The sequence below is a fragment of the Streptomyces sp. PsTaAH-124 genome (assembly GCF_000373685.1).
GTDB classification, from domain to species: Bacteria; Actinomycetota; Actinomycetes; order Streptomycetales; family Streptomycetaceae; genus Streptomyces; species Streptomyces andamanensis.
Genome location: NZ_KB892188.1, coordinates 18,221 through 36,696, shown reverse-complemented (window position 1 = coordinate 36,696; position 18,476 = coordinate 18,221). Strand labels below are relative to the sequence as shown.

16 protein-coding genes and 1 pseudogene are annotated in these 18,476 nt (G+C 73.2%); 7 read left to right on the top strand and 10 right to left on the bottom strand.

What is annotated here, in order from left to right; translation table 11 throughout:
- The coding region (locus B086_RS0127245) for a carboxyl transferase domain-containing protein (RefSeq protein ID WP_026252818.1) at window positions 1-524 on the bottom strand (524 nt) is incomplete at its 3' end.
- A gap of 36 nt (window positions 525-560) precedes the next feature.
- Complete coding sequence (locus B086_RS0127240) at window positions 561-761, bottom strand: acyl-CoA carboxylase epsilon subunit (RefSeq protein ID WP_018569602.1); 201 nt, start codon at window positions 759-761, stop codon at window positions 561-563.
- Window positions 762-950: 189 nt separating this feature from the next.
- Between B086_RS0127240 and B086_RS43270 the strand changes: the two are divergent.
- A pseudogene (locus B086_RS43270) lies at window positions 951-1,327 on the top strand (transcriptional regulator); the annotation flags it as partial.
- A 177-nt stretch (window positions 1,328-1,504) separates the two neighbouring features.
- Entirely contained in the window at window positions 1,505-2,083 is a 579-nt protein-coding gene (locus B086_RS0127225; protein WP_234029389.1) for a YrhB domain-containing protein, read from the top strand.
- Window positions 2,084-2,759: 676 nt separating this feature from the next.
- On the opposite strand, the gene B086_RS0127220 is transcribed toward B086_RS0127225, so the two are convergent.
- The 6 genes from B086_RS0127220 to B086_RS0127195 all read right to left on the bottom strand — a co-directional run bounded on the left by B086_RS0127220 (window position 2,760) and on the right by B086_RS0127195 (window position 10,567).
- A complete protein-coding gene (locus tag B086_RS0127220; RefSeq protein WP_018569599.1) occupies window positions 2,760-4,862 on the bottom strand; it encodes a condensation domain-containing protein in 2,103 nt (700 codons plus the stop codon).
- A gap of 187 nt (window positions 4,863-5,049) precedes the next feature.
- Window positions 5,050-6,015, bottom strand: coding sequence for a 4'-phosphopantetheinyl transferase family protein (locus B086_RS40920; protein WP_158690428.1), 966 nt, complete (start codon window positions 6,013-6,015; stop codon window positions 5,050-5,052).
- Window positions 6,016-6,044: 29 nt separating this feature from the next.
- The gene (locus B086_RS40915; RefSeq protein WP_158690427.1) at window positions 6,045-7,538 is read right to left on the bottom strand and encodes a hypothetical protein; all 1,494 of its coding nucleotides are present in this window, start codon (window positions 7,536-7,538) and stop codon (window positions 6,045-6,047) included.
- A 20-nt stretch (window positions 7,539-7,558) separates the two neighbouring features.
- The gene (locus tag B086_RS0127205; protein ID WP_018569596.1) at window positions 7,559-8,512 is read right to left on the bottom strand and encodes an aromatase/cyclase; all 954 of its coding nucleotides are present in this window, start codon (window positions 8,510-8,512) and stop codon (window positions 7,559-7,561) included.
- A gap of 100 nt (window positions 8,513-8,612) precedes the next feature.
- Window positions 8,613-9,443: an AfsR/SARP family transcriptional regulator gene (locus tag B086_RS0127200; protein ID WP_018569595.1), complete on the bottom strand. Its 831-nt coding sequence runs from the start codon at window positions 9,441-9,443 to the stop codon at window positions 8,613-8,615.
- A gap of 407 nt (window positions 9,444-9,850) precedes the next feature.
- Window positions 9,851-10,567, bottom strand: a complete 717-nt coding sequence (locus B086_RS0127195) for a ScbR family autoregulator-binding transcription factor (RefSeq protein ID WP_018569594.1) — start codon at window positions 10,565-10,567, stop codon at window positions 9,851-9,853.
- A gap of 166 nt (window positions 10,568-10,733) precedes the next feature.
- Here B086_RS0127195 and B086_RS0127190 point away from each other — a divergent pair, with 166 nt between their 5' ends.
- Complete coding sequence (locus B086_RS0127190) at window positions 10,734-11,681, top strand: NAD-dependent epimerase/dehydratase family protein (protein WP_037874016.1); 948 nt, start codon at window positions 10,734-10,736, stop codon at window positions 11,679-11,681.
- Here B086_RS0127190 and B086_RS0127185 read toward each other — a convergent pair.
- Window positions 11,658-12,929, bottom strand: a complete 1,272-nt coding sequence (locus tag B086_RS0127185; RefSeq protein WP_018569592.1) for a cytochrome P450 family protein — start codon at window positions 12,927-12,929, stop codon at window positions 11,658-11,660. The genes B086_RS0127190 and B086_RS0127185 overlap by 24 nt on opposite strands.
- A 402-nt stretch (window positions 12,930-13,331) precedes the next feature.
- On the opposite strand from B086_RS0127185, the gene B086_RS0127180 reads away from it, so the two are divergent.
- The 4 genes from B086_RS0127180 to B086_RS0127160 all read left to right on the top strand — a co-directional run bounded on the left by B086_RS0127180 (window position 13,332) and on the right by B086_RS0127160 (window position 17,550).
- Complete coding sequence (locus tag B086_RS0127180; RefSeq protein WP_018569591.1) at window positions 13,332-14,276, top strand: ScbA/BarX family gamma-butyrolactone biosynthesis protein; 945 nt, start codon at window positions 13,332-13,334, stop codon at window positions 14,274-14,276.
- A gap of 519 nt (window positions 14,277-14,795) precedes the next feature.
- The gene (locus tag B086_RS0127170) at window positions 14,796-15,368 is read left to right on the top strand and encodes a hypothetical protein (protein ID WP_018569589.1); all 573 of its coding nucleotides are present in this window, start codon (window positions 14,796-14,798) and stop codon (window positions 15,366-15,368) included.
- Window positions 15,369-15,457: 89 nt separating this feature from the next.
- Complete coding sequence (locus B086_RS46140; RefSeq protein WP_018569588.1) at window positions 15,458-15,859, top strand: helix-turn-helix domain-containing protein; 402 nt, start codon at window positions 15,458-15,460, stop codon at window positions 15,857-15,859.
- Complete coding sequence (locus B086_RS0127160; protein WP_018569587.1) at window positions 15,856-17,550, top strand: helix-turn-helix domain-containing protein; 1,695 nt, start codon at window positions 15,856-15,858, stop codon at window positions 17,548-17,550. The genes B086_RS46140 and B086_RS0127160 overlap by 4 nt, the downstream gene beginning before the upstream one ends.
- A 13-nt stretch (window positions 17,551-17,563) precedes the next feature.
- On the opposite strand, the gene B086_RS0127155 is transcribed toward B086_RS0127160, so the two are convergent.
- Window positions 17,564-18,292, bottom strand: coding sequence for a transglycosylase SLT domain-containing protein (locus B086_RS0127155; RefSeq protein WP_018569586.1), 729 nt, complete (start codon window positions 18,290-18,292; stop codon window positions 17,564-17,566).
- Between the last annotated feature and the right edge of the window lie 184 nt (window positions 18,293-18,476).

Genomic DNA, 18,476 nt, shown 5'->3' with positions numbered 1-18,476 from the left:
TGCGGGATGACACCCGACGCCTTCGTGTTCCGCTGGAAGATCCCGCCGTACCCGGCCAGCGCCGAGACACCCTCCTGGATCCGCGCACCCGCACCGTCGTTCAGCGACACCAGCGGCGCACCGGCCGCGATNGCCATGTCCATGATCTTGTGGATCTTCGTCGCNTGGGCCTCGCCCAGCGCACCNCCGAAGATCCGGAAATCATGCGCGTACACGAAGACCGTACGGCCCTCCACCGTCCCCCAGCCGGTGATCACACCGTCCGTGTACGGCTTCTTCGCCTCCAGACCGAAACCGGACGCCCGGTGCCGCCGCAACTGCTCGACCTCCTGGAACGACCCCGGGTCCACCAGCAGCTCGATCCGCTCCCGCGCCGTCAGCTTGCCCTTGGCATGCTGCGCCGCGGTCGCCTTCTCGCTCGGCCCCGCCACGGCCTGCGCACGGATCCCGTGCAGTTCGGCGACCCGGCCATGGATGTCGGCCGGCGCGGCCTCGGCCGGAGCGGGAGCAATCGTCATCGACATGTCGTCAGTTCCCTTTCTGAGCGACGGAGCATCTCATCACTGCCAACTGCGCGGCGCTTTGTAGGCCTCCGGCCGCCGCCACCTGCGGGAGCCGCCGGCCGGCCGTCTGCCTTCCTCGTCGTCGGCTCCGTCCGCGCGCAGGGCAAACAGCACGACCGCGAGCGCGGCCAGCTCCTCGGCGCTGGCCCGGCCCCGTTCGACACGCAGGGACGGCTCCCCGTGGTCCGAATAGCCCATGCCCCCTCCTCCGGCGTTTCGGCCACCATCCGGCACCGGGCTCGACGAACGCTCTCACTGCGCTCGAGAAACGCTGGCGGACGCCGGGACCTGCGATGGTCCGAGGAACGGGTACCGGAAAGTCAGGAGTTGAGGAACATCCGGACGAAAGCCGTCGCCCAGGATCCGTAGGCCCTGGTGGGCGGCTGACGGGGCAGCGACGGCCGCGAGCGTTGACGGCAGGTGGCATCCGAGAAGGGCTGGGGCTTTCGCGACTCGGACTTCGCAGACACTCCGGAGGGCGCCGCCGCCGTCGGCGCGGTGACCCTAGGGATCTTCGACACCCGCGTCGCCCAGTACGCGGGTATCTCGACCAGAAGTCCGCCTGGAGGAAGGCGTGGACGGACGCGGCCTCCAGCTCAGAGTGGCTGCTCGACCTCACCCCCGCCGAACTCGCCGAGATGAGCGACGAGCTTGAGGCACCGGCCCGGCGCCGGCGGGAGCGGGGCAAGGCCGCCAAGGCGGCCGACGACACCGATGACCGCGAGCACGTGTCCGTGCACCTCTACGGCTTCCCCTTCCGGCCTAGGCGTCGTCATCGCCCTGGCATCCGACGCGGTGCGGCACGCCGAACTTCCCCGGCAGCGGCCAGGCGTGACCGCCTGCACAGCCCAACCGCATCGCGCCGTCCAGTCGTCTCCCAGCAGATCCTTGGCGGTGGCTCCCCTGACGCCCGGGAAATCTGTTGGTCGCCGTTGCAGTCCGTGGGGGATGCTGCACGCGTGATTGAGCGAGATGCTGCGGTTCGGATCGTCGAGGAGGAGCTGGAACGCGGCTGTCAGCGTGAGCGGGCGGCGGGCCTGGAGCGGATGCGCATGGCTGTGGCGCAGGTGAGACAGCACGAGCTGGCCTGGGTGGTCTCCTGGACGTCCGAGGAGTACCTGCGGACCGGGAATCCCGACTTCATGCTCGTCGGGAACGGGCCGTACCTGGTTGATCGCCTCGACGGCAGCCTTCACCAGATCGGGGTCGTCTCCGCGGTGACCGAGGCCTGGGTGATTGACTACCGAGTTCGCGTACGAGGCCAGGCCGTACGGACCGCGGTCGACGATCTGCATGACGAGGTGCGGGCAGTAGCGGCTGCTCGCGGACGGATCCATGCCATGCACGCCTTGCGCCGGAGCCTTCCGGTGCTGACGCATGCCCAGGTCATCGAGTACGTGACCGCTCTGAAAGACGGCGATCCTCCGAGGCACCTTGTGGAAGTCGCCGACAGAGAGCTGGTGGCACCTGTCGATCGGGTTCTGTCAGTGACGACCATCCGCGGGCCTGCGCAGTGCTGAGTCACGCTGGTCTGACAGGCAGGCCGGAGGGCGGTGCGAGCCGAGCGCTGTCGCGGCTGGCGAGGTCTTCGAATTCGATGAGCGTCTTGGGTGCGGCAGTTCGTGGGGGCGGCACGTTCTTGTTCCCTGGTCATCGAGCCAGGTCAGTGGTTCGAGTACTCGCCTCGGCGTTGACCTGGTTCTGTTCTGCGCAGAGTTCGAGTGGGTCTGCGACGGCCGGCGCGGCGGGCTCGATGCAGGAGGTCCCAGTGGGCGAAGGGAGCGGCGATCCGGCGATGACGGTCGGGGACCTGCACCGGCAGAGCGCACGCTGCCGACTTCCGTCGGACGTTGCTGTAGCAGGCTCTGTACACGGGTCCCAGCGGCCACTCCGCCTGTACCTGTGGCACCTTGGAGCACCGTACGCAGGGCTTAGTCACCGCGGACAGAGCACCGGTGCTGTGGACTGGAGTGCGCGGCCCTGGCACCGCACGCTGGCGTCGGGCAGCCGGGCCGAGGGCCGCCGTACTCGCCCCCCGGGACAGGGGGTGTGGATGCCGGGTTGCTGCTGAGCGTCAGGATGCTGCCCAAAGTGCTCAGCGAGGCCCGACACCCGCAGTACTCCGGGTTCGCCGCGCGCAGACCGACGGCACGGGCACGGCGAACCACTGCCGTCCACGGAGGCCACCGTGCGGTGTCAGACGGTCCGGGCGCGGATCGACTCCAGGGCGCGGGCGAGGGCGCGGGCGCTCTCGGCGACGCCGCCGATGCCCGTCATGACGACGGTCGTGGCCGTGGCGGTCCGGGCCGCCGTGCCCTGGGCGATCTCGTACGCGACCCGGCCCGCGGGACCGCAGCCGCAGAGCACCAGCCGCCGTCCCGGACCGAGCAGTTCGGGCAGCGCGGAGGGCGGGGTGCGGACGTCCCCGCCCAGGCTCAGCGAGACGATGCGCTCCGGGCCCTCGTACTCCTGGACCAGCGACTCGTAGACACCGGGCGGCACCCCGGGCACGGCCACCAGGCAGACCACGTCGGCGTGCGGGCCGCCGGGGCGCAGCACGGCGAGGGCGACGGTGCGCGGGCGGCGCCCCTGCCGGGCCATGCGCGGCACCTCGCCGGGCTCCAGCAGACCGAGCACCTGGCCCACGGTGACCCGTTCGTCCTGCTGGTCGGAGAGCCGGCGCAGCAGTTCCATGCACTGGGAGAGCACACCGGAGGCATCGGCGTCCGACAGTTCGGCGCGGTCGTAGGTGGCGGTCAGCAGCAGTCCGCCGTCCGCGTCGTACTGCGCGACGAGGGTCACCGGCAGACTGGTGTCGCCGCTGGCGCTCTGCGGTACGTCCACCTGGATGCCCTGGGCCTTGAGTTCGGCGCGCAGCACCTCGGGCAGTTCGGGCCGGCTGTCGAAGCGTACGAGGGTGTCGGCGAGCCGGACGGCCTCCTCGCGGCCGCTCCACCTGAGGATCCGGTCGCCGGAGACCCACGGGTAGGCACTCAGGTCGAGGGCGGCGTCGCGGACCTGGCGCAGCAGGTCCACCAGGGGTGCGGCCGGGTCGACGGTCACCGTCATCGGCAGCGGGTTGCCCAGCAGTCCGGGTACGTCGGCGGCGCCCTCCAGGGTCAGGTCGCGGCCGGAGAAGTGCACCCCGAAGCTGACGGGCACCGGTCCGCGGGTGTCCGCGGCGCGGTAGAGGAGCAGCGCCCAGACGACGTGCAGCGCGCTGCTCTCCCCGGCGCCCCAGAGGGCGGCCCAGGAGCGCAGCCGGGAGGTCTGGTGGGGGCGCAGCCGCCGCTGGATGCGCCCGGCGCCGGTGAACCGGGTCCGTCCGCCGTCCCGGCCCGGCCGGACCGCGGCGTCGGCCGGGGGCGCGGCGGTGGCCCAGTAGCGGCGGGCGGCCTCGGTGTCGCGGTCCTGGAGCCAGGCGGCGTGGTCGCGGATGTCCGGCCGCCGCTCGCCGCCGGGCACGACGCCGTCGGCGAGGTAGGCCCGGTAGAACTCCCGTACGAGCAGATGGGCGCCGCGACCGTCGAGCAGTGCGGAGTGGTAGCTCAGCAGGACGCGGGTGGGGGCCGGTCCGGTGGCGGCGCGGGCGCCCGGCAGCGGGCCCGGACCCGGTCCGTGCCCCGGGCCGCGGGCGGGGGCGGAGCGCTGGGGCGGGCCGTCGAGCAGGGTGACCCGCAGCAGGCCCGGCCGGTGCAGTTCGAAGCCGCGCAGCCGGTCGCGCCGCAGCAGTTCGCTCCAGGCCACGCTGGCGTGCCGGTGGCGTACCACCTCGATGGGCGCGTGGTCGTGCAGGACGAGCAGGGGGGCGCCGGTCCAGTCGAAGGAGGCGCGCAGCACGGTCTCCCGGTCGGCGACGGAGTGCCAGGCGGCGGTGAACCGGGCGGTGTCCAGCGGGCCGGTCCAGTTCCAGCACAGCTGCTCGATGTGCCGGCCGGGGCCGCCCTGCCGGGTGACGGCTGCGAGCAGCAGCTCGCGCTGGTAGCCGGTGACCGGGACGGTGCCCGCGGAGAGCGGGGCCAGCAGGTCGGCGAGCAGGTCGGCGGAGAGCGCGGGCGGCCGCTCGCCGGGCGCGGTGCCGGTGCGGGCGAGGCGTACGAGGCGGCGGCCGGTGCCGTCGTCGTCCAGGGTCACCGTGTACGCGCGGTGCCGGGCGGCGACGCGGTCGGCGACGGCCTCGGCCTCGGCGGCGCCGAGCGGTCCGCACAGTTCGAAGACCAGCGGGGCGCCGGGCTGTGCCCCGCCCGGTTCGTGGACCACGGCGAGGACGGCCTGCGCGTGCGAGTGATGGCTGCTCATCCGGCACCTCGGACACCGGAACGCTCCGCCGCAGCGGGCCGGACCGGTCCCCTGCCCTCCTTCTGGAATCGTTTCTGCGCAGCTGTCGCGACCGTGCTCGCGCGGCAGCCCCCGACCACGGGCCGCGCCGAGCGGTGCGCACGGTCGTCCGCGGCCCGCTCTCTCCGTCTCTCGCCGTCGTCCTCGTTCATCGTCCGCCGGGCCTCCCCGACCCCGGAAAGCTTAGTGTTCTCGCAGGTGAGAGCCATGGTGACGCGAGTCCGCCTGGATCGGCCCGCAAGCGGGACTCGACCGGACCGGACGCGCGGTGCGCCTCGCTCACCAGATAGCGTTCCCGGATCAGCCGGGTGCTGAAGCTCCAGCCGCGCGTGGCGTCGGACTCGTCGGCCAGCCGGGCGCCGCCGTCCGCGTCCCAGCAGAAGCCGACGGCGTTGAACCGCCGCCGCATGCCCTGCCCGAGCGCCTTGGTGTACGCCTCCTTCAGCGTCCACAGCCGCAGGAAGCGGGCAGCGCGCTCGGCGTCCGGCAGCGCGGCCAGCGCCTCGGCCTCCTCGGGGGTGCACACATGGCTGCGCAGCAGTTCGAAGGAGGCCCGCCGGGTCACGGACTCGGCGTCCACGCCCACCGGTCCGCGGCGGCTGACGGCGACGACGATCAGCTCCTCGGTGTGGGCGAGGCTCAGGTGCAGGTCCTCGTCCAGACCGCGCACGGTGGGCCGCCCGCCCGGCTCGTAGGCGACGTCGAGGCTGTCCGGCGGCACGTCGAGGACGGCCGCCGCGGTGTGCTTCATCACCAGGCGCGAGACCGCGAAGGCGTACCGGCCGGCCGGTGCGGGCGTCTGCCGGTAGCGCGGCCAGTCCCGGCCGAGCAGGGTGCGCAGGCCGGGGTCGAGCAGGGCGGCGGTCAGCCACTCGCCCCACGTGGTGTGCACCACCACCCGCCCCGTGTCCTCGGCCCGTTCGCGCACCGCGTCCCACGGCCCCTGCGGACCGGCCACGTGGACGGGCGGCGCCGTCTCCTGCCCGGCCGCCCCGCCCGTCGTACGCCCTGCCCCTTGTTCAGCCGGTTCCGCCACCGCCGGTTCCGCCGTCGTCCGTTCCGTCACCGCCGGTTCCGCAGCCGGTTCCGCCGTCCACCGCTCCGCTTTGGTCATGGCGTCGGCCCCCGTCCTCCCCGCCGTGCTCACCACAGCAGCCTCGTGCCGTACACGTCGCAGTCGACTCCCGCGCGGATCCGCTCGGTCAGTTCCGTCCAGACGGCGTCGCCCGGGTCGGGCGCGTCGCCGGGCAGGGGCACTCCCAGCCGCCGGACGACGCGTTCCAGGGCGAGCAGCGCCCAGTCGCAGCCGCCCAGGAAGCCGCCGTGGTCCTCGGCCGCGGCCTCCTGGACGCCCAGGACGGCGGCGGCCAGGAGCAGCAGTGCCTGGCGGTCGGCGAGGGCGCGGGCCGCCGGGTCGGACGCGGTGGCGGCGGCCGACCGGGACGGGCCGCGCAGCGCCCGCTGCTCGGTCGCCAGCCGACGGGCGAACCGGGTGAGCGCGGAACGGGCCGGGGTGTCCCCGGCGCGGTCCGGCCGCCCGGCCGCGGCCGGCAGGACGGCCGCGAGCGCGGCGGCGTCCGGCGCGGGCGGTACGGGACCGCGCCCGCCGCCGTGTCCGCCGCCGTACGCGTCGTCGTACGCGTCGGCATCGTGGGGTCCGCTGCCGGGCCCGGTGTCGGGCCCGGTTCCGGGGCCGGTGCCGGTCGGCGCCCCGAGCCGGAACAGCTCCCGCGGCGCGTGACGGCCGGGCTGTTCCGAGGCGTCGGCGAGCCGGGGCAGCAGCCGGATCAGCCGGGCCCGGCCGGAGGCCACGGCCGTGCGGTCCACCCGGGCGGCGGTGCGGATCGCCGACTGCCGGGCCAGGGCCTCGCGTTCGGTGGCCGCCGGTCCGGACAGGCTGTCGTTCAGGACCAGTTCGAGGTCTCCGAGTAGTCCGCCGACCAGTCGCGGCACGACGTACCCGGTCGCGGCGGGCAGTACGTCCCCGCCGCCGTCGGCGGTGTCCAGGGCGCGCAGCGCCACCGCCGTCAGGCTCTCGCAGGCCAGCAGGTCGGCGAAGACGGCGGCGAGCACGGGCTGCCACTGCCGGCCCCCCGGCCGGCCGGACCCGAGCGCGGCCACGTGCCGGGCGGTGGTGCGCAGCAGGTCTCCGGTGGCCGCGATCAGCGCGGCCGGGGCGAGCAGTTCCGCCAGCCGCGCCCTGGACACGGCCGCCGCGGGCGGCTCCGCCGTCCCTCGCGGGGCGCCGGTGAGCAGCGGGCGGATCACCCAGTCGTGGGCCAGCGCCGTGTCGCGGCGCAGCAACGGCCGCAGTACGCGCACCAGTTGCCCGGCGGGTTCGTCGTAGCCCCGCGCTCCCGCGCCGGGCGGCAGCGGACCCCATGCCGGGTCGGGACGCGGCAGGTCCGCGCCGCCCGCGGCGGCCAGCGCCGCGCGCCCGTAGGGGTTCGCGGGATCGTCCGGGTCGCCGAGCAGCGCCTCCCAGCGCAGCGCCCGCAGCACCGGCTCGTCCGGTGGCGCGGTCCCGGCGCGGGCGGGCGGGGGCGCCTCGCCGCGAACGGGCGGACGGCGGCCGCCCGTTGGGGCGCCCGCGACAGAGGCGGGGGGCGTCGGCGGTCCCGGTCGGGTGAGGGGCATCGGCGGTCTCCTCGTCGTCCTCATCCTCGTCGCAGCCGGCGCAGCGGGCTCTCGGCGTGCCACTTGGCCAGGCCGAGCGCCTCCCGGCTGGCGCGGCCCAGCCACTCGCGCACCTGCGCGCGGGCGTCCGCGAGGCAGGTGCCCTCGCCCAGCAGCGGCGCGACGGCCTCCTCCCGGAGCAACACGCGATGGGCGCTGACGAGGGTCGTCCCGGTCGTGTCGGGCACGAGGGACCACTCGCCGCTGTGCGCCGCGATCAGCTCGGGCGTCAGGGTCTCCTTGTAGACGATCCGTCCGGCGTGCGGGAAGCACAGCCGTACGGTCTCGACGGTGACCGTCTCACCGGTGGCGCCCGCGCAGGTGTCCAGTGCGGCGATCTGGATGCCCGGCTGGTCCTCGGTGACGCTGGTCCACTCGACGTGCGGGATCAGCTCCGTCCAGTCCTGGACGCGGTAGAGGAAGTCGTAGACCAGCTCGGAGGGCCCCTCGACCCGCACGCTGTCCTCGAAGGACAGCAGCAGTTCGTCGAGCCGGTCCCAGCGTTCGGCGGCCTCCCGCACCCGGGCGAGCTGGGCGCGGACGTCGGCGTCGAGGGTGTCCGGTCCTTCGGCGGGGCCGCCGCGGGGCCTCTCGTGCCGCAGGGTGACGCGGGAGCGCGCCGCGCCCTCGGGTTCGACGGTCCAGGTGCCGCTGCTGGTCGCCCCGGGCCAGGCGGGGTCCTCCAGCTCGAAGTCGATGGACCGCGTCAGCGGGTGGAGCAGGCGGCGGGAGCGGGAGGCGTGCACATGGTCGGCGGTGACGTCCCACACCCACAGCTGCTCCTCGGTCCCGTCGAAGTCCATCTGTTCGACGTGGACGCAGGACGGCAGGAACACCGGCCACCGGGGGGCGTCGGCGAGCAGGCCGTAGACGACCCCGGCGGGGGCGTCCACGCTGACGGTGTCCTGGGACGAGTGCACCCGCTGGGACGGCATGAGTGCCCCCTCTCCTCCGGTGCGCCCAGCCTGTGCCGGGGCGCTGGAGCGGCGCTCGAACCCGGCTGGAGGGCCGCCGGGGCGGGCCCGTGCCGCCGGGTCAGCCGACCTGGGCGAAGCGGCCGGTGGCGGGGGCGCCCACGGCGGAGGGTGCGCCGGCCGGGCCGGACATCAGGATGGACTGCTGGAGCTTGGCGAGCACCGGCGAGGGCTCCAGGCCGAGGGTGCGCACCAGGGTGGCGCGCAGCCGCTGGTAGGCGTTGAGGGCCTCGCCGCGGCGCCCCGAGCGGTAGAGGGCGACCATGTACTGGCCGCACAGGCTCTCGTGGCTGGGGTACCTGCTGACGAGCACGGTGAGCTCGGCCAGCAGTTCGCGGTGCCGGCCGAGCCTGAGGTCGGCCTCGATGCGCTGGTCCAGGGCGCACAGCCGGCTCTCCTCCAGCCGCCTGATCTGTGTCTCCAGATGGACGCCCGCGTGCACGTCGGCGAGGGCGGGCCCGGTCCACAGCGCGAGCGCCTCGCGCAGGCGCGCGGCGGCCTCGGGGTAGTCCTCGGCGTCCATGGCGCGGTAGCCGGTTCCGGCCAGCCGCTCGAACTCGCGGACGTCGCTGCTGCCGGTGCCGCCCTTGAGCAGATAGCCGCTGGGGACCGTCAGCAGCACGTCCTTGGCGGACCGCTGCCCGTCGCCGCCGTCCTGGCGCAGCGCGCCGTTGATCAGTTCCCGCAGTTGCAGGATGTACGTCTGGAGGGTGGGCCGCGCGCTGCGGGGCGGACGCGCCCCCCACAGCTCCTCGGTGAGGGTGGCGACCGGCACCACCTTGTCCGCGTTCAGTGCCAGCAGGGCGAGCACCTGGCGCGGCTTGGGGGCAGTCGGTGTGATCGAGACGCCCTGTTCCCGTACGGCGAGTGTGCCGAGTACGTCGATATCCACGCTGTCTCCCCGTCGTAGCTGCCCGCGTTCTGGAGCGGTTTCCTAGCAAGCCGAGTAAAAAACAGCATGCGCGGTATGTCAATACGAGGGTCCCGACCCTGTTTCGCTCACCCTCTCAAGGAAGAAAAGCGGGCATATCGCCTCATCTTCCAGAAAAGACGAGCGGGTGAAGCGGCCGGATCCGCCGGAGAAGCCGTCAACTCCGCCGCCATTACCAGACCGTTGAGACTGTTTTGCCAAGTCTTTTGCTGCGTCTGAGGCTGGTGCGGATCGACGGCCCGGCGCACCGGGAGAACCGGCGCGCCGGGTCTGTTCCCGGGACGGCCGCGTGGGCCGCGGCGCGGGAAGGGCGGGTCGCAGGGCAGGGGCGGGTCGCGCGGGAGAGGGGCGGGTCGCGCGGGCGCGACCTACTCCGCGTCGGCGGGCACCCGCGTCCGCAGCCCGAAGGTCTGGACGCCCTCCGGGGCCCGTTCCGCCTCGTCCCGCGCGCGCTGCTCGATCTCGCGGACGATCTCGTCGGCGCGCTCGGGGGTGACGACCAGACGGCTCAGCACGGCCGGGACGGCGATGCTGGGCAGCAGGTGCTCGAAGAGGGACACCACCCGCTCCACCAGGTCGGCCCGGTCGCTCAGCGTATGGGAGTACACCTGTACGCCGGTCCAGGCGGCGGAGACGATCCAGGCACTGGCCGCGGGGTCGACGTGCGGCAGCAGCTCGCCCTGCGCCTTCGCCTCGTGCAGCACCTTCTCCGTGGTGGCGATCCAGAGGGAGACCGCCTGGCCACCGAAGAGCGTGCGCATCTCCTGGCCGAGGGAGAGCCGGGCGGCTGCGCTGACCACCGGGTCGCGGCGCATCCGGTCCGCCGTGAGCAGCCCGGTGTCCACCAGCTCCTGGAGCTTGCACACCCTGGGCGCCAGCGAGACCTCCGCGAACTGGGCGTTCAGCACGCCCTCGGCCAGCGCCTGCTTCGAGGGGAAGTGGAAGTACAGCGCCCCCTTGGTGACGCCGGCCCGGGTCAGGATCTCGCCGATCGTGGCGGCCTCGTAGCCACGTTCGTCGAAGACGGACGCGGCGGCCTTCAAGATCGCGTGCCTGGTGCGGATCGCACGCTCCTGTTGTGCCACGACTCCTCCTACGCGCTTGCTGCCTGGCGAACAACGCCCTCTACTGCTTGTTCCCCTCTAGAAACAAAACCAGGTAGTCCGTATTTTCACAAGCAGTGTCGAGGAGTCGCGCGCCGAGCGCGGCCGGAAGCAGCAACGATGTCGAGGACCGACAGGGGGCCCGCGCATGCCGCAGCATCTTCTCATCACCGGGGCGAACGGCTTCATAGGACGGTATGCGGTACGGGCCGCGCTCGCCCGGCCGGAGACGAGGATTCGGCTGGTTCGCCACCATGGCGCCGTCCCGGCGCCCGGCGAGGACCGGGTGCGGGTGGTCCACGCCGACCTGGCGGACGCCGCCTCGGTCGCCGGTCTCTGCCGGGGCGTCGACACCGTGCTGCACTGTGCCTCGCGCGTCGGCGGCACCGAGGCCGAACTGCGCGCCGTCAACGAAGCGGGCACCGCGGCCCTGGTCGCCGACGCCCAGCGGCACGGGGTGCGCCGCATCGTGTACGTGAGCACCGCCGCCGTCTATGGCCGCGGCCCCTTCCGCGGCGCCGAGCCGCACGAACTGGCCGTCCGGCCCGCGTCCGCCACCAGCACCACCCGCGCCGCCGCCGAGCGGAGCGTGCTCGCGGCCGGCGGGACCGTGCTGCGCCCGCACCTCGTCTACGGCACCGGGGACCGCTGGGTGGTCCCCGGGCTCGCCCTGCTGATCCGGCACCTGGGGGCGCCCGTCGCGGACACCGGCGTCCACTCGGCCGTCGAGGTGTCCGCCCTGGCCGAGGCCGCGGTGGGCGCCGCCCTCGCGGACCCGGACCGCGACCTGGCGGGCGCCCACCACGTCAACCACCCGAGCCCGGTGCCCGGCGCCGTCCTGATGGAGGCGGTGTGCGGTGCGCTGGGCACGGAGGGCGCCGCGCCGCTGACCGCCGAGCAGGCGCGTGCCCGGCTGCGGGAGAACCCGACGGCGCTGCACCACCTCGACATGCTGACCGCGGACCACTGGTTCGCCAGCACGTCCGTCTGGCGGCTGCTGGGCCAGGACCCCGGCCCGGAACCGGGCCGCGGTCTGCTCGGCCATCTGCCGTGGTACCGGGAGCAGTTGGGCTCACCCGTGCACGCCGGCCGCTGAGGCGCCCGCGCGCTGCCGGCCGAGGAGCAGCGGGACCTCCTGGTGGCCGTTGGAGATGAAGGAGCCCAGCGGCCGCAGTTGCCCGGCCGGTACCGCGAGGGCGGCCTCGGGGAACCGGTCGAACAGGCCGCGCAGCGCGATCTCCGCCTCCATACGGGCGAGTTGGGCGCCCACGCAGTAGTGCGCGCCGTGGCCGAAGGCGAGGTGCTCGCGGCGGGTGGCGCGGGTGACGTCGAAGGTGTGCGCGTCGTCGCCGTGCACGGCGCGGTCGCGTCCGGCCGCCGCGAAGGAGATGACGATGGGCTCGCCCTTGCCGATCACCGTGCCGTCCACGTCCACGTCCTCGACGGCGTAGCGGAGGATGCCGTTGGCGCCCGGCGCCTCCGCGCGCAGCGCCTCCTCGACCGCGTCGGCCCAGGTGGCCTCCCCGGCCCGGACGCGGGCGAGCTGCCCGGGGTTGTCCAGCAGCAGGCAGACGGCGTTGTCCAGCAGGTTCACCGTGGTCTCGTACCCGGCGGTGAACAGCAGGATCAGATTGTCGACCAGTTCCTTCTCGCTGAGCCGGGAGCCGTTGGTCTCGTCCCGGGCGGCGATGAGGCTGCTGGTCAGGTCCTCGCCCGGGGTCTCCCGCTTGAGCGCGACCAGTTCGCCCATCGTCCGGTACAGGTCCACCTGGTTGCGCCGGGCGTCCTCCATGGTGGCCGTCGTGTCGAAGAAGCCGCTGATGATCCGGTGCAGCGACGCGCGGAACTCCTCGGGGATGCCGAACAGTTCGCTGAGCACGAGAGTGGGCAGCAGATGGGCGAAGCGGGCGCGGAAGTCGACCGGGCCGCTCTCGCCCTCGCGGGCGAGGCCGTCGAGGAGCGTCGCGGTGATCTCCTCGACGCGGGGCCGCAGCAGGGCCACGCGGCGCGTGGTGAAGGCCGAGGCGACGAGCCCGCGCAGGCGCTTGTGGTCGTCGCCGTAGGCGGTGACCATGTTCTGCACCGAGACCCAGATGGCCAGCGGCCAGGTCTCGGCGATCTCGCCGTTGATCCACGCGGGCCAGTGGCGGTAGGCGTCCTTGGAGATCCGCGGGTCGATCAGCAGTCTCCTGATCGCCTCCTGCCCGGTCACCGACCAGGCCTCGACCCCGCCGGGCAGGACGACACGGGTGAGCGGTCCCTGTGCGCTCAGCCGGGCCGCCTCCCCGTGGATGTCCCGGCCCGACGGGTCGATCGCGTACGGACACTGCTGCTGACGGGTCATCGCTTGTCTCCAGTGAGCCAGATCCGCAGGACATCAGGTGACGACGGCGGCCCGACCGTAACACCGCGCGGGGGCCTCCATCGGTACTTCAGCCGGAACCATAACAAACCAGATGACCGGTTTTGCAAGAGCGCGTGACCTGGAGAGTGACAAGTGCCGCCACCTCTAGTCAATCACAACGGATATGCGCACTTCCTTCACAACTCTGCACTGATAAGCGCTGGTTGCCCCTTTTGTCAGCCCAGAAAGTTGCGGCTTTGAACTACCCTAAGCGGAGGCGCATATTCAGTTACCCTGCGGACACTTGCCCAATCCTTTACCTTGAGGCCCCAGACAACAAAACCGGTGGGTCCGTATCTTATGAGGCGTCGTCGAACAAAGCTTCCAGGCGGGGGGTCTGCGATGGGCTTGCACAGCACGCACAACGGAGTCGGACTGGCGACGCTGCCGCGTCTGACCACCACGGTCCCGAAGGAATACGTCCACCGTGCCTGCTTGGCCGAGGTGTTCCTCACCGGCTGCACCAGCCAGGAGGACCACCGGTTCTCCCTCACCGGACAGTGGCCCAGGGCGCACATGCTCTTCAACCGCTCCGACGGGAACGGGCACGACCCGCTCCAGGTAGCAGAGACGTTTCGGCAGGCAGGCATGTTCCTGGCCCACGCCGAACTCGGCGTTCCGCTCACCCATCAGTTCGTGATGTGGAACCTCAGTTACACGACGTATCCGCAGCACCTGGGGATCTCGCTCAGCCCGACCGACTTCGAACTCGAGGCCAGCTGCGCCGAGATCACCTGGCGCCGGGGCATGGCCGCCTCGCTGCGGCTCGAACTGTCCATCGTGCGGGACGGAGTCCTCGTGGCCCACGGGGCGGGCACCTTCTCCACCGTCCCGCCGGCCGTGTACGAACGGCTGCGGGCGAACCGCACGCCCGGACCGGACGACGCGTTCGACCTCGCGGCGTCCCGGGTCCCGCTCGACCCGGCGTCGGTGGGCCGCACGTCCCGGGCCGACGTGGTGCTCACCGCCACGGACTCGCCGACCCGCTGGCTGCTCACCCCGGATCTGGCGCACCCCATCCTCTTCGACCACGCCGGCGACCATCTGCCCGGCATGGTCCTCCTGGAGGGCGGCCGTCAGGCGGCGTGCGCCGCGCTCGCCCCCCGGGGTCTGGTCCCGGCGAGCGCCACCACGGAATTCGTCCGCTACGCCGAACTGGACCGGCCGTGCTGGCTGGACATCACCCGGGTGACGCCCGAAGCGGGTGGTATGACGACCGTCCAGGTCGCCGCCCACCAGGACGGGGAGACGGTCTTCACCTCGACGATCACCGGCCCCGTCTGCTGAGGGCGGCCGCCGGGCCCCGGCCCGGTCCCGCTCCCCCGCACCCTCCCGCCGCCCGCGGCGCTCGGGCCACCGAGCCCCCGGGCGGTGGCGTTCCTCCCCGGCCGAACGGTCCGCCCGGCCCCCGAGAACGGTCCGTGTCCGGGTCACCGGAGCGCGCGGCCGACAAGGTGCCCGATGTCCTCGGACCGGACGGGACCGGGCCCTTGGCCGGTCTCCTCCTCGGCGATGAGGGCGCTCATGCTGTCTCCTCTCGTCGGCAGATCGTCGGCAAGTCGTCAGCAAGTCGTGGGCAAGTCGTGGGCAGGCAGTGCGGTGCCCGGAACGGCGGGAGGCCGGAGCTTACTCATTTTGGCACCCGGCGACCAGGTTGTCCGTAAGGTTTCCCACCGGATCCGGGACGAGGACGCGGCGTGCGCCGCCGGCCGGGGCCCGCGGGCCGTGGACCATACTGATCCCCGACAGCTCCTCGGTCCCGGCGGCACGGCCGGGACCGGGACCGGGCGGAGGAAGGAGGCGGCCGTGCCCGAGCGCACCCAGGAGTTCGGCAAGTACGGGGCCCGTGGCATCAAGGGGTACGAGGCCGTCGCCCGCCGGCTCGACGCGCTCGCCGGATTCGTCGTGACACCGGTGACCGTACGGCGCGGCCTGCTGGCCCGCCTGCACTACCTCACCCGCACCCCGCACGCGCGCGCGGCGGCACGGGCGGCGGGCCTGACGGTCACCGACCGCACGCTGAGGGCGTGGCTCGACGGCCGCCGCAACCCGTCGCGGAAGAACCTCGAACGCGTCGAGACCGCCTACCGGACCGTGCGCCGCCACAACGTCGCCCGCCATCTGCTGGGCCGCCTCAACCGGGAGGGCCGCGGCACCCGGGTGGAGATCCATCCGCTCAACCAGTCCCAGGTGCCCCGGCCCCGGCAGCGGTTCGTGGAGTTCCGCGCCCTCAACATCCGCCGCTGGGACCGGATCGTCGCGGCCTGGGCGGCCGACGACGCGCAGGCGCTCGACGACGCCTGGGTTGACCAGATCGTCGACCTGGGTTCGCAGTGGGGTCAGTACGAATACGTCACCAACGTCGGCTTCGCCGCCTGACGGTCCTGTCGGCGACGACCTCGTCGGCCGGTGCCACCGGTATGCGCCTTGCGCATGAGCCATGGGCTCCGGGTGCTAGATTCGGCAGTATGCGGATGACCTCGGCGGACCGGGTCCGGACAGCGGTGGCGGCGCTCCTGCACGCCACCGGCGAGTCGCAGACGGACCTCGCGGCGGCCCTCGGAGTGAGCCAGGCCCAGGTGAGCCGGCGTCAGTCCGGCAGCACCGCGTGGAGCCTCGACGACTGCGACGCGGTCGCCGGGCACTTCGGCATCGACGTGCTCGACCTGCTGGCCGGACCCACCCGTGCCTCGGAGGCGCTGCCCGACGCCCGCCGCAGGGGAGCCGACCGCCGTACCGGCACGGACGCGAGTGCGGGTGCGGGCACGGGTGCGGGTGCGGGCACGGGTGCGGCCGGTCAGCCCGCTGTTCCCGCCCTTGCCGCCGCCGCTGCTGCCCCTGCCGCTGCTCCGGAGGAGGCCGCGCGATGACGGACTTCGACGCGATCGACGCTCTGCTGGCGACCGCCCGGCAGGAGGTGCCGCTGCCGGACGCCGCGGAGCGGCGCGTGCTGCGCGAGGGGCTGAACCTGTCGCGCGGCCAGGTGGCGCAGGTCCTGGGGGTCAGTCCGTCCACGGTGGGCGGCTGGGAGTCGGGGCGGGACCCCGCGGGCGAGGTGCGGGAGAAGTACGCGTACTTCCTCTCCGGGGCGCGCGCCCGACTTGAGGAGCGAACCGCGCCGTCCGGAACGGCCGCGCCCGCCGAACCTGCCGAACCCGTCGAACCCGTCGAACCTGCCGAACCCGTCGAACCCGTCGAACCCGCCGGATTCTCGGAGCCCACCGACCCCGTCGAACCTGCCGAACCCGCCGAACCGGTCGGCGCGCCCGAGGAGTCCGGTGCCGACGCCGGGGACGCCGAGAACGCCGTCGACGCCGTCGACGAGGTGGAGATGCTGGCGCGGCCCCGGGCGTGTGTGCTGTGCGGCGGGCCCGCCCGGCAGCAGGTGGCGGGGTTCCCGCAGCACCTGGACCCGGCCGAGTGCGGCGCCGCACCGGCGGCCCCCGCCCCGCCGCCCGCGCGGGACTCCGGACCCCGCACCCCCCGCGCCGCTTCCCGGCCCACGACCCCTGCCGACGGCGGAAACCGGGGCGACCGGGGCGGTGTGCCCATCGTCCCGGTCGGGCGGCGGGCGCAGGCGGCCTCGGCGGGCGAGGCGGACCCGGTCGCCCGTGCCGTGGCCGAGGTTCTGGCGAAGCACTCCGGCGATGTCGAGGCGGCCACGGCCGCGCTGGTCAGGCGGGCGATCCCGGACGCGATGGCGCTGCTCGACCACACCCGCAAGGGCGGGCGCTACGACATCGTGGCCCATCCCTGGCTGCCCGATGTGCTGCACAAGCAGAGCGCGCGCGGCGCCGACCAGATCTGGGAGGCCCGGCCCAAGTGGACCCGGCCCGAACTGCCGCCCGGTACGCACGAGGTGACCGCGCTCGACGTCAACGGCGCCTATCTGAGCGCGCTGAAGACGCATCTGCCGCTCGGCCAGCTGGAGCATTCCACCGGCGATCACCACGACCGCCGCCGGGCCGGTGTGCATCTGATCACGGCGCCCGCCTGGGAGCACGACGCGGTGCTGCCGAACCCGATCGGCAGCCGGGACGAGCCGGGCCCGCTGTGGGTGACCGAGCCGACGCTGCGGCTGCTGCTGCGGCTGTCCGGACCGAAGTACGGCCTGTGCGACCCACCGGAGATCCACGAGTCGTGGACCTCGGGCGCCACGGAGAACCTGCTGGAGAAGTTCCGGGTGGCGCTCAAGGACGCCCGGGACCGGGCCATCGCCGAGGACGACGAGGTGACGCTGACGTACGTGAAGGCGATGTACTCGAAGTTCGTCTCCACGCTCGGCGAGTCCCACTACAACCGCGAGATCTACCGCACCGACTGGATGCACCTCATCCGCAGCCAGGCGTTCGTGAACCTGTGGTGGAAGGCCCACCGGTGCTACGACGAGGGCCTGTTGGTGATCCGGGCGATGGGCACCGACGAACTGCACGTCAGCGGCGACTGGCGCGGGGTCTTCCCCGAGGGGCGCGGGGTCACGGAGGTCAAGGTCAAGGACACCTACACCGTGGCGGCCGACGGCGGCGGCACCGCCGCAGGAGCCGCGCCCGAGGAGGGCTGAGCCGCCGGTCCGCTCAGTACCAGTGGTTGGTCTGCCAGAACGACCAGGCCGCGCACGGGCTGCCGTAGCTGGAGTTCATGTAGTTCAGGCCCCACTTGATCTGGGTGGCCGGGTTGGTGCGCCAGTCGGCGCCCGCCGAGGCGTACTTGCCGGCCGGGAGCGCCTGGAAGAGGCCGTAGGCGCCGGAGGAGGCGTTGACGGCGTTCATGTTCCAGCCGGACTCGTGGCTCACGATGTTGCTGAAGCACTGGAACTGGCCGCCGGGCACCATCTGCTGGGCCATCGCCTTGATCTGGGCCACGCTGTAGGAGCTCTGCACCGGGAAGCTGGAGGCGTCGGCGCCGGCCGACTGGCTCGACGCGTTCTTCAGCTCCTCCTGCTGCTTGGCCTTCTCCTTGGCCTCTTTCTCCTTGGCTTCCTTCTCCGCGGCCTCCTTCTCGGCCGCCGCCTTCTTGGCGATCGCGGTCTCGGCTGCCGCCTTGCGGGCCGCCTGCTCCGCGTCCTTCTTGGCGCTGACGTCCGCGGCGATGGCCTGGGCGTCCGCCTGCTGCGTCAGGGACGCGGTCTGCACGGGGGCCTGCATGCCCACCGGGATGTCCGCGAGGAGGGTGGGGTCGGCCGCCGTCGCCTCGGCGTCGTTGTTCTGCGCGGTGCTCACCGAGGCGACACCGACGACGCTTCCGACAGCGGTGACCGCGGTGGCGGAGGCCACGGCGAGTCCCCGGACCGAGATCCGGCTCACAGGGTTTCCTTTCGCAGAGCCCCTGCGGCACGGCATGGGGCGGTCGTACGAACCGAGACTCTGCCGTAACACGCGCCACAAGGCAATCCCGGGGCCGGTTTCCGGACGCCACCGTGCCGTTTCGGACACCGGCCGGCGAACCCCGGGTTCCGGTCGGCTGAACCCCCGGTTCCGTCCGGCTCGT

What these genes read in the sequence shown, in the direction of transcription:
- B086_RS0127185 (WP_018569592.1), bottom strand. Translation starts at nt 12,929, where the DNA reads ATGACCCGTCAGCAGCAGTGTCCGTACGCGATCGACCCGTCGGGCCGG.
- B086_RS0127160 (WP_018569587.1), top strand. Translation starts at nt 15,856, where the DNA reads ATGACGGACTTCGACGCGATCGACGCTCTGCTGGCGACCGCCCGGCAG.
- B086_RS0127190 (WP_037874016.1), top strand. Translation starts at nt 10,734, where the DNA reads ATGCCGCAGCATCTTCTCATCACCGGGGCGAACGGCTTCATAGGACGG.
- B086_RS0127240 (WP_018569602.1), bottom strand. Translation starts at nt 761, where the DNA reads ATGGGCTATTCGGACCACGGGGAGCCGTCCCTGCGTGTCGAACGGGGC.
- B086_RS46140 (WP_018569588.1), top strand. Translation starts at nt 15,458, where the DNA reads ATGCGGATGACCTCGGCGGACCGGGTCCGGACAGCGGTGGCGGCGCTC.
- B086_RS40915 (WP_158690427.1), bottom strand. Translation starts at nt 7,538, where the DNA reads ATGCCCCTCACCCGACCGGGACCGCCGACGCCCCCCGCCTCTGTCGCG.
- B086_RS0127205 (WP_018569596.1), bottom strand. Translation starts at nt 8,512, where the DNA reads ATGCCGTCCCAGCGGGTGCACTCGTCCCAGGACACCGTCAGCGTGGAC.
- B086_RS0127220 (WP_018569599.1), bottom strand. Translation starts at nt 4,862, where the DNA reads ATGAGCAGCCATCACTCGCACGCGCAGGCCGTCCTCGCCGTGGTCCAC.
- B086_RS40920 (WP_158690428.1), bottom strand. Translation starts at nt 6,015, where the DNA reads ATGACCAAAGCGGAGCGGTGGACGGCGGAACCGGCTGCGGAACCGGCG.
- B086_RS0127180 (WP_018569591.1), top strand. Translation starts at nt 13,332, where the DNA reads ATGGGCTTGCACAGCACGCACAACGGAGTCGGACTGGCGACGCTGCCG.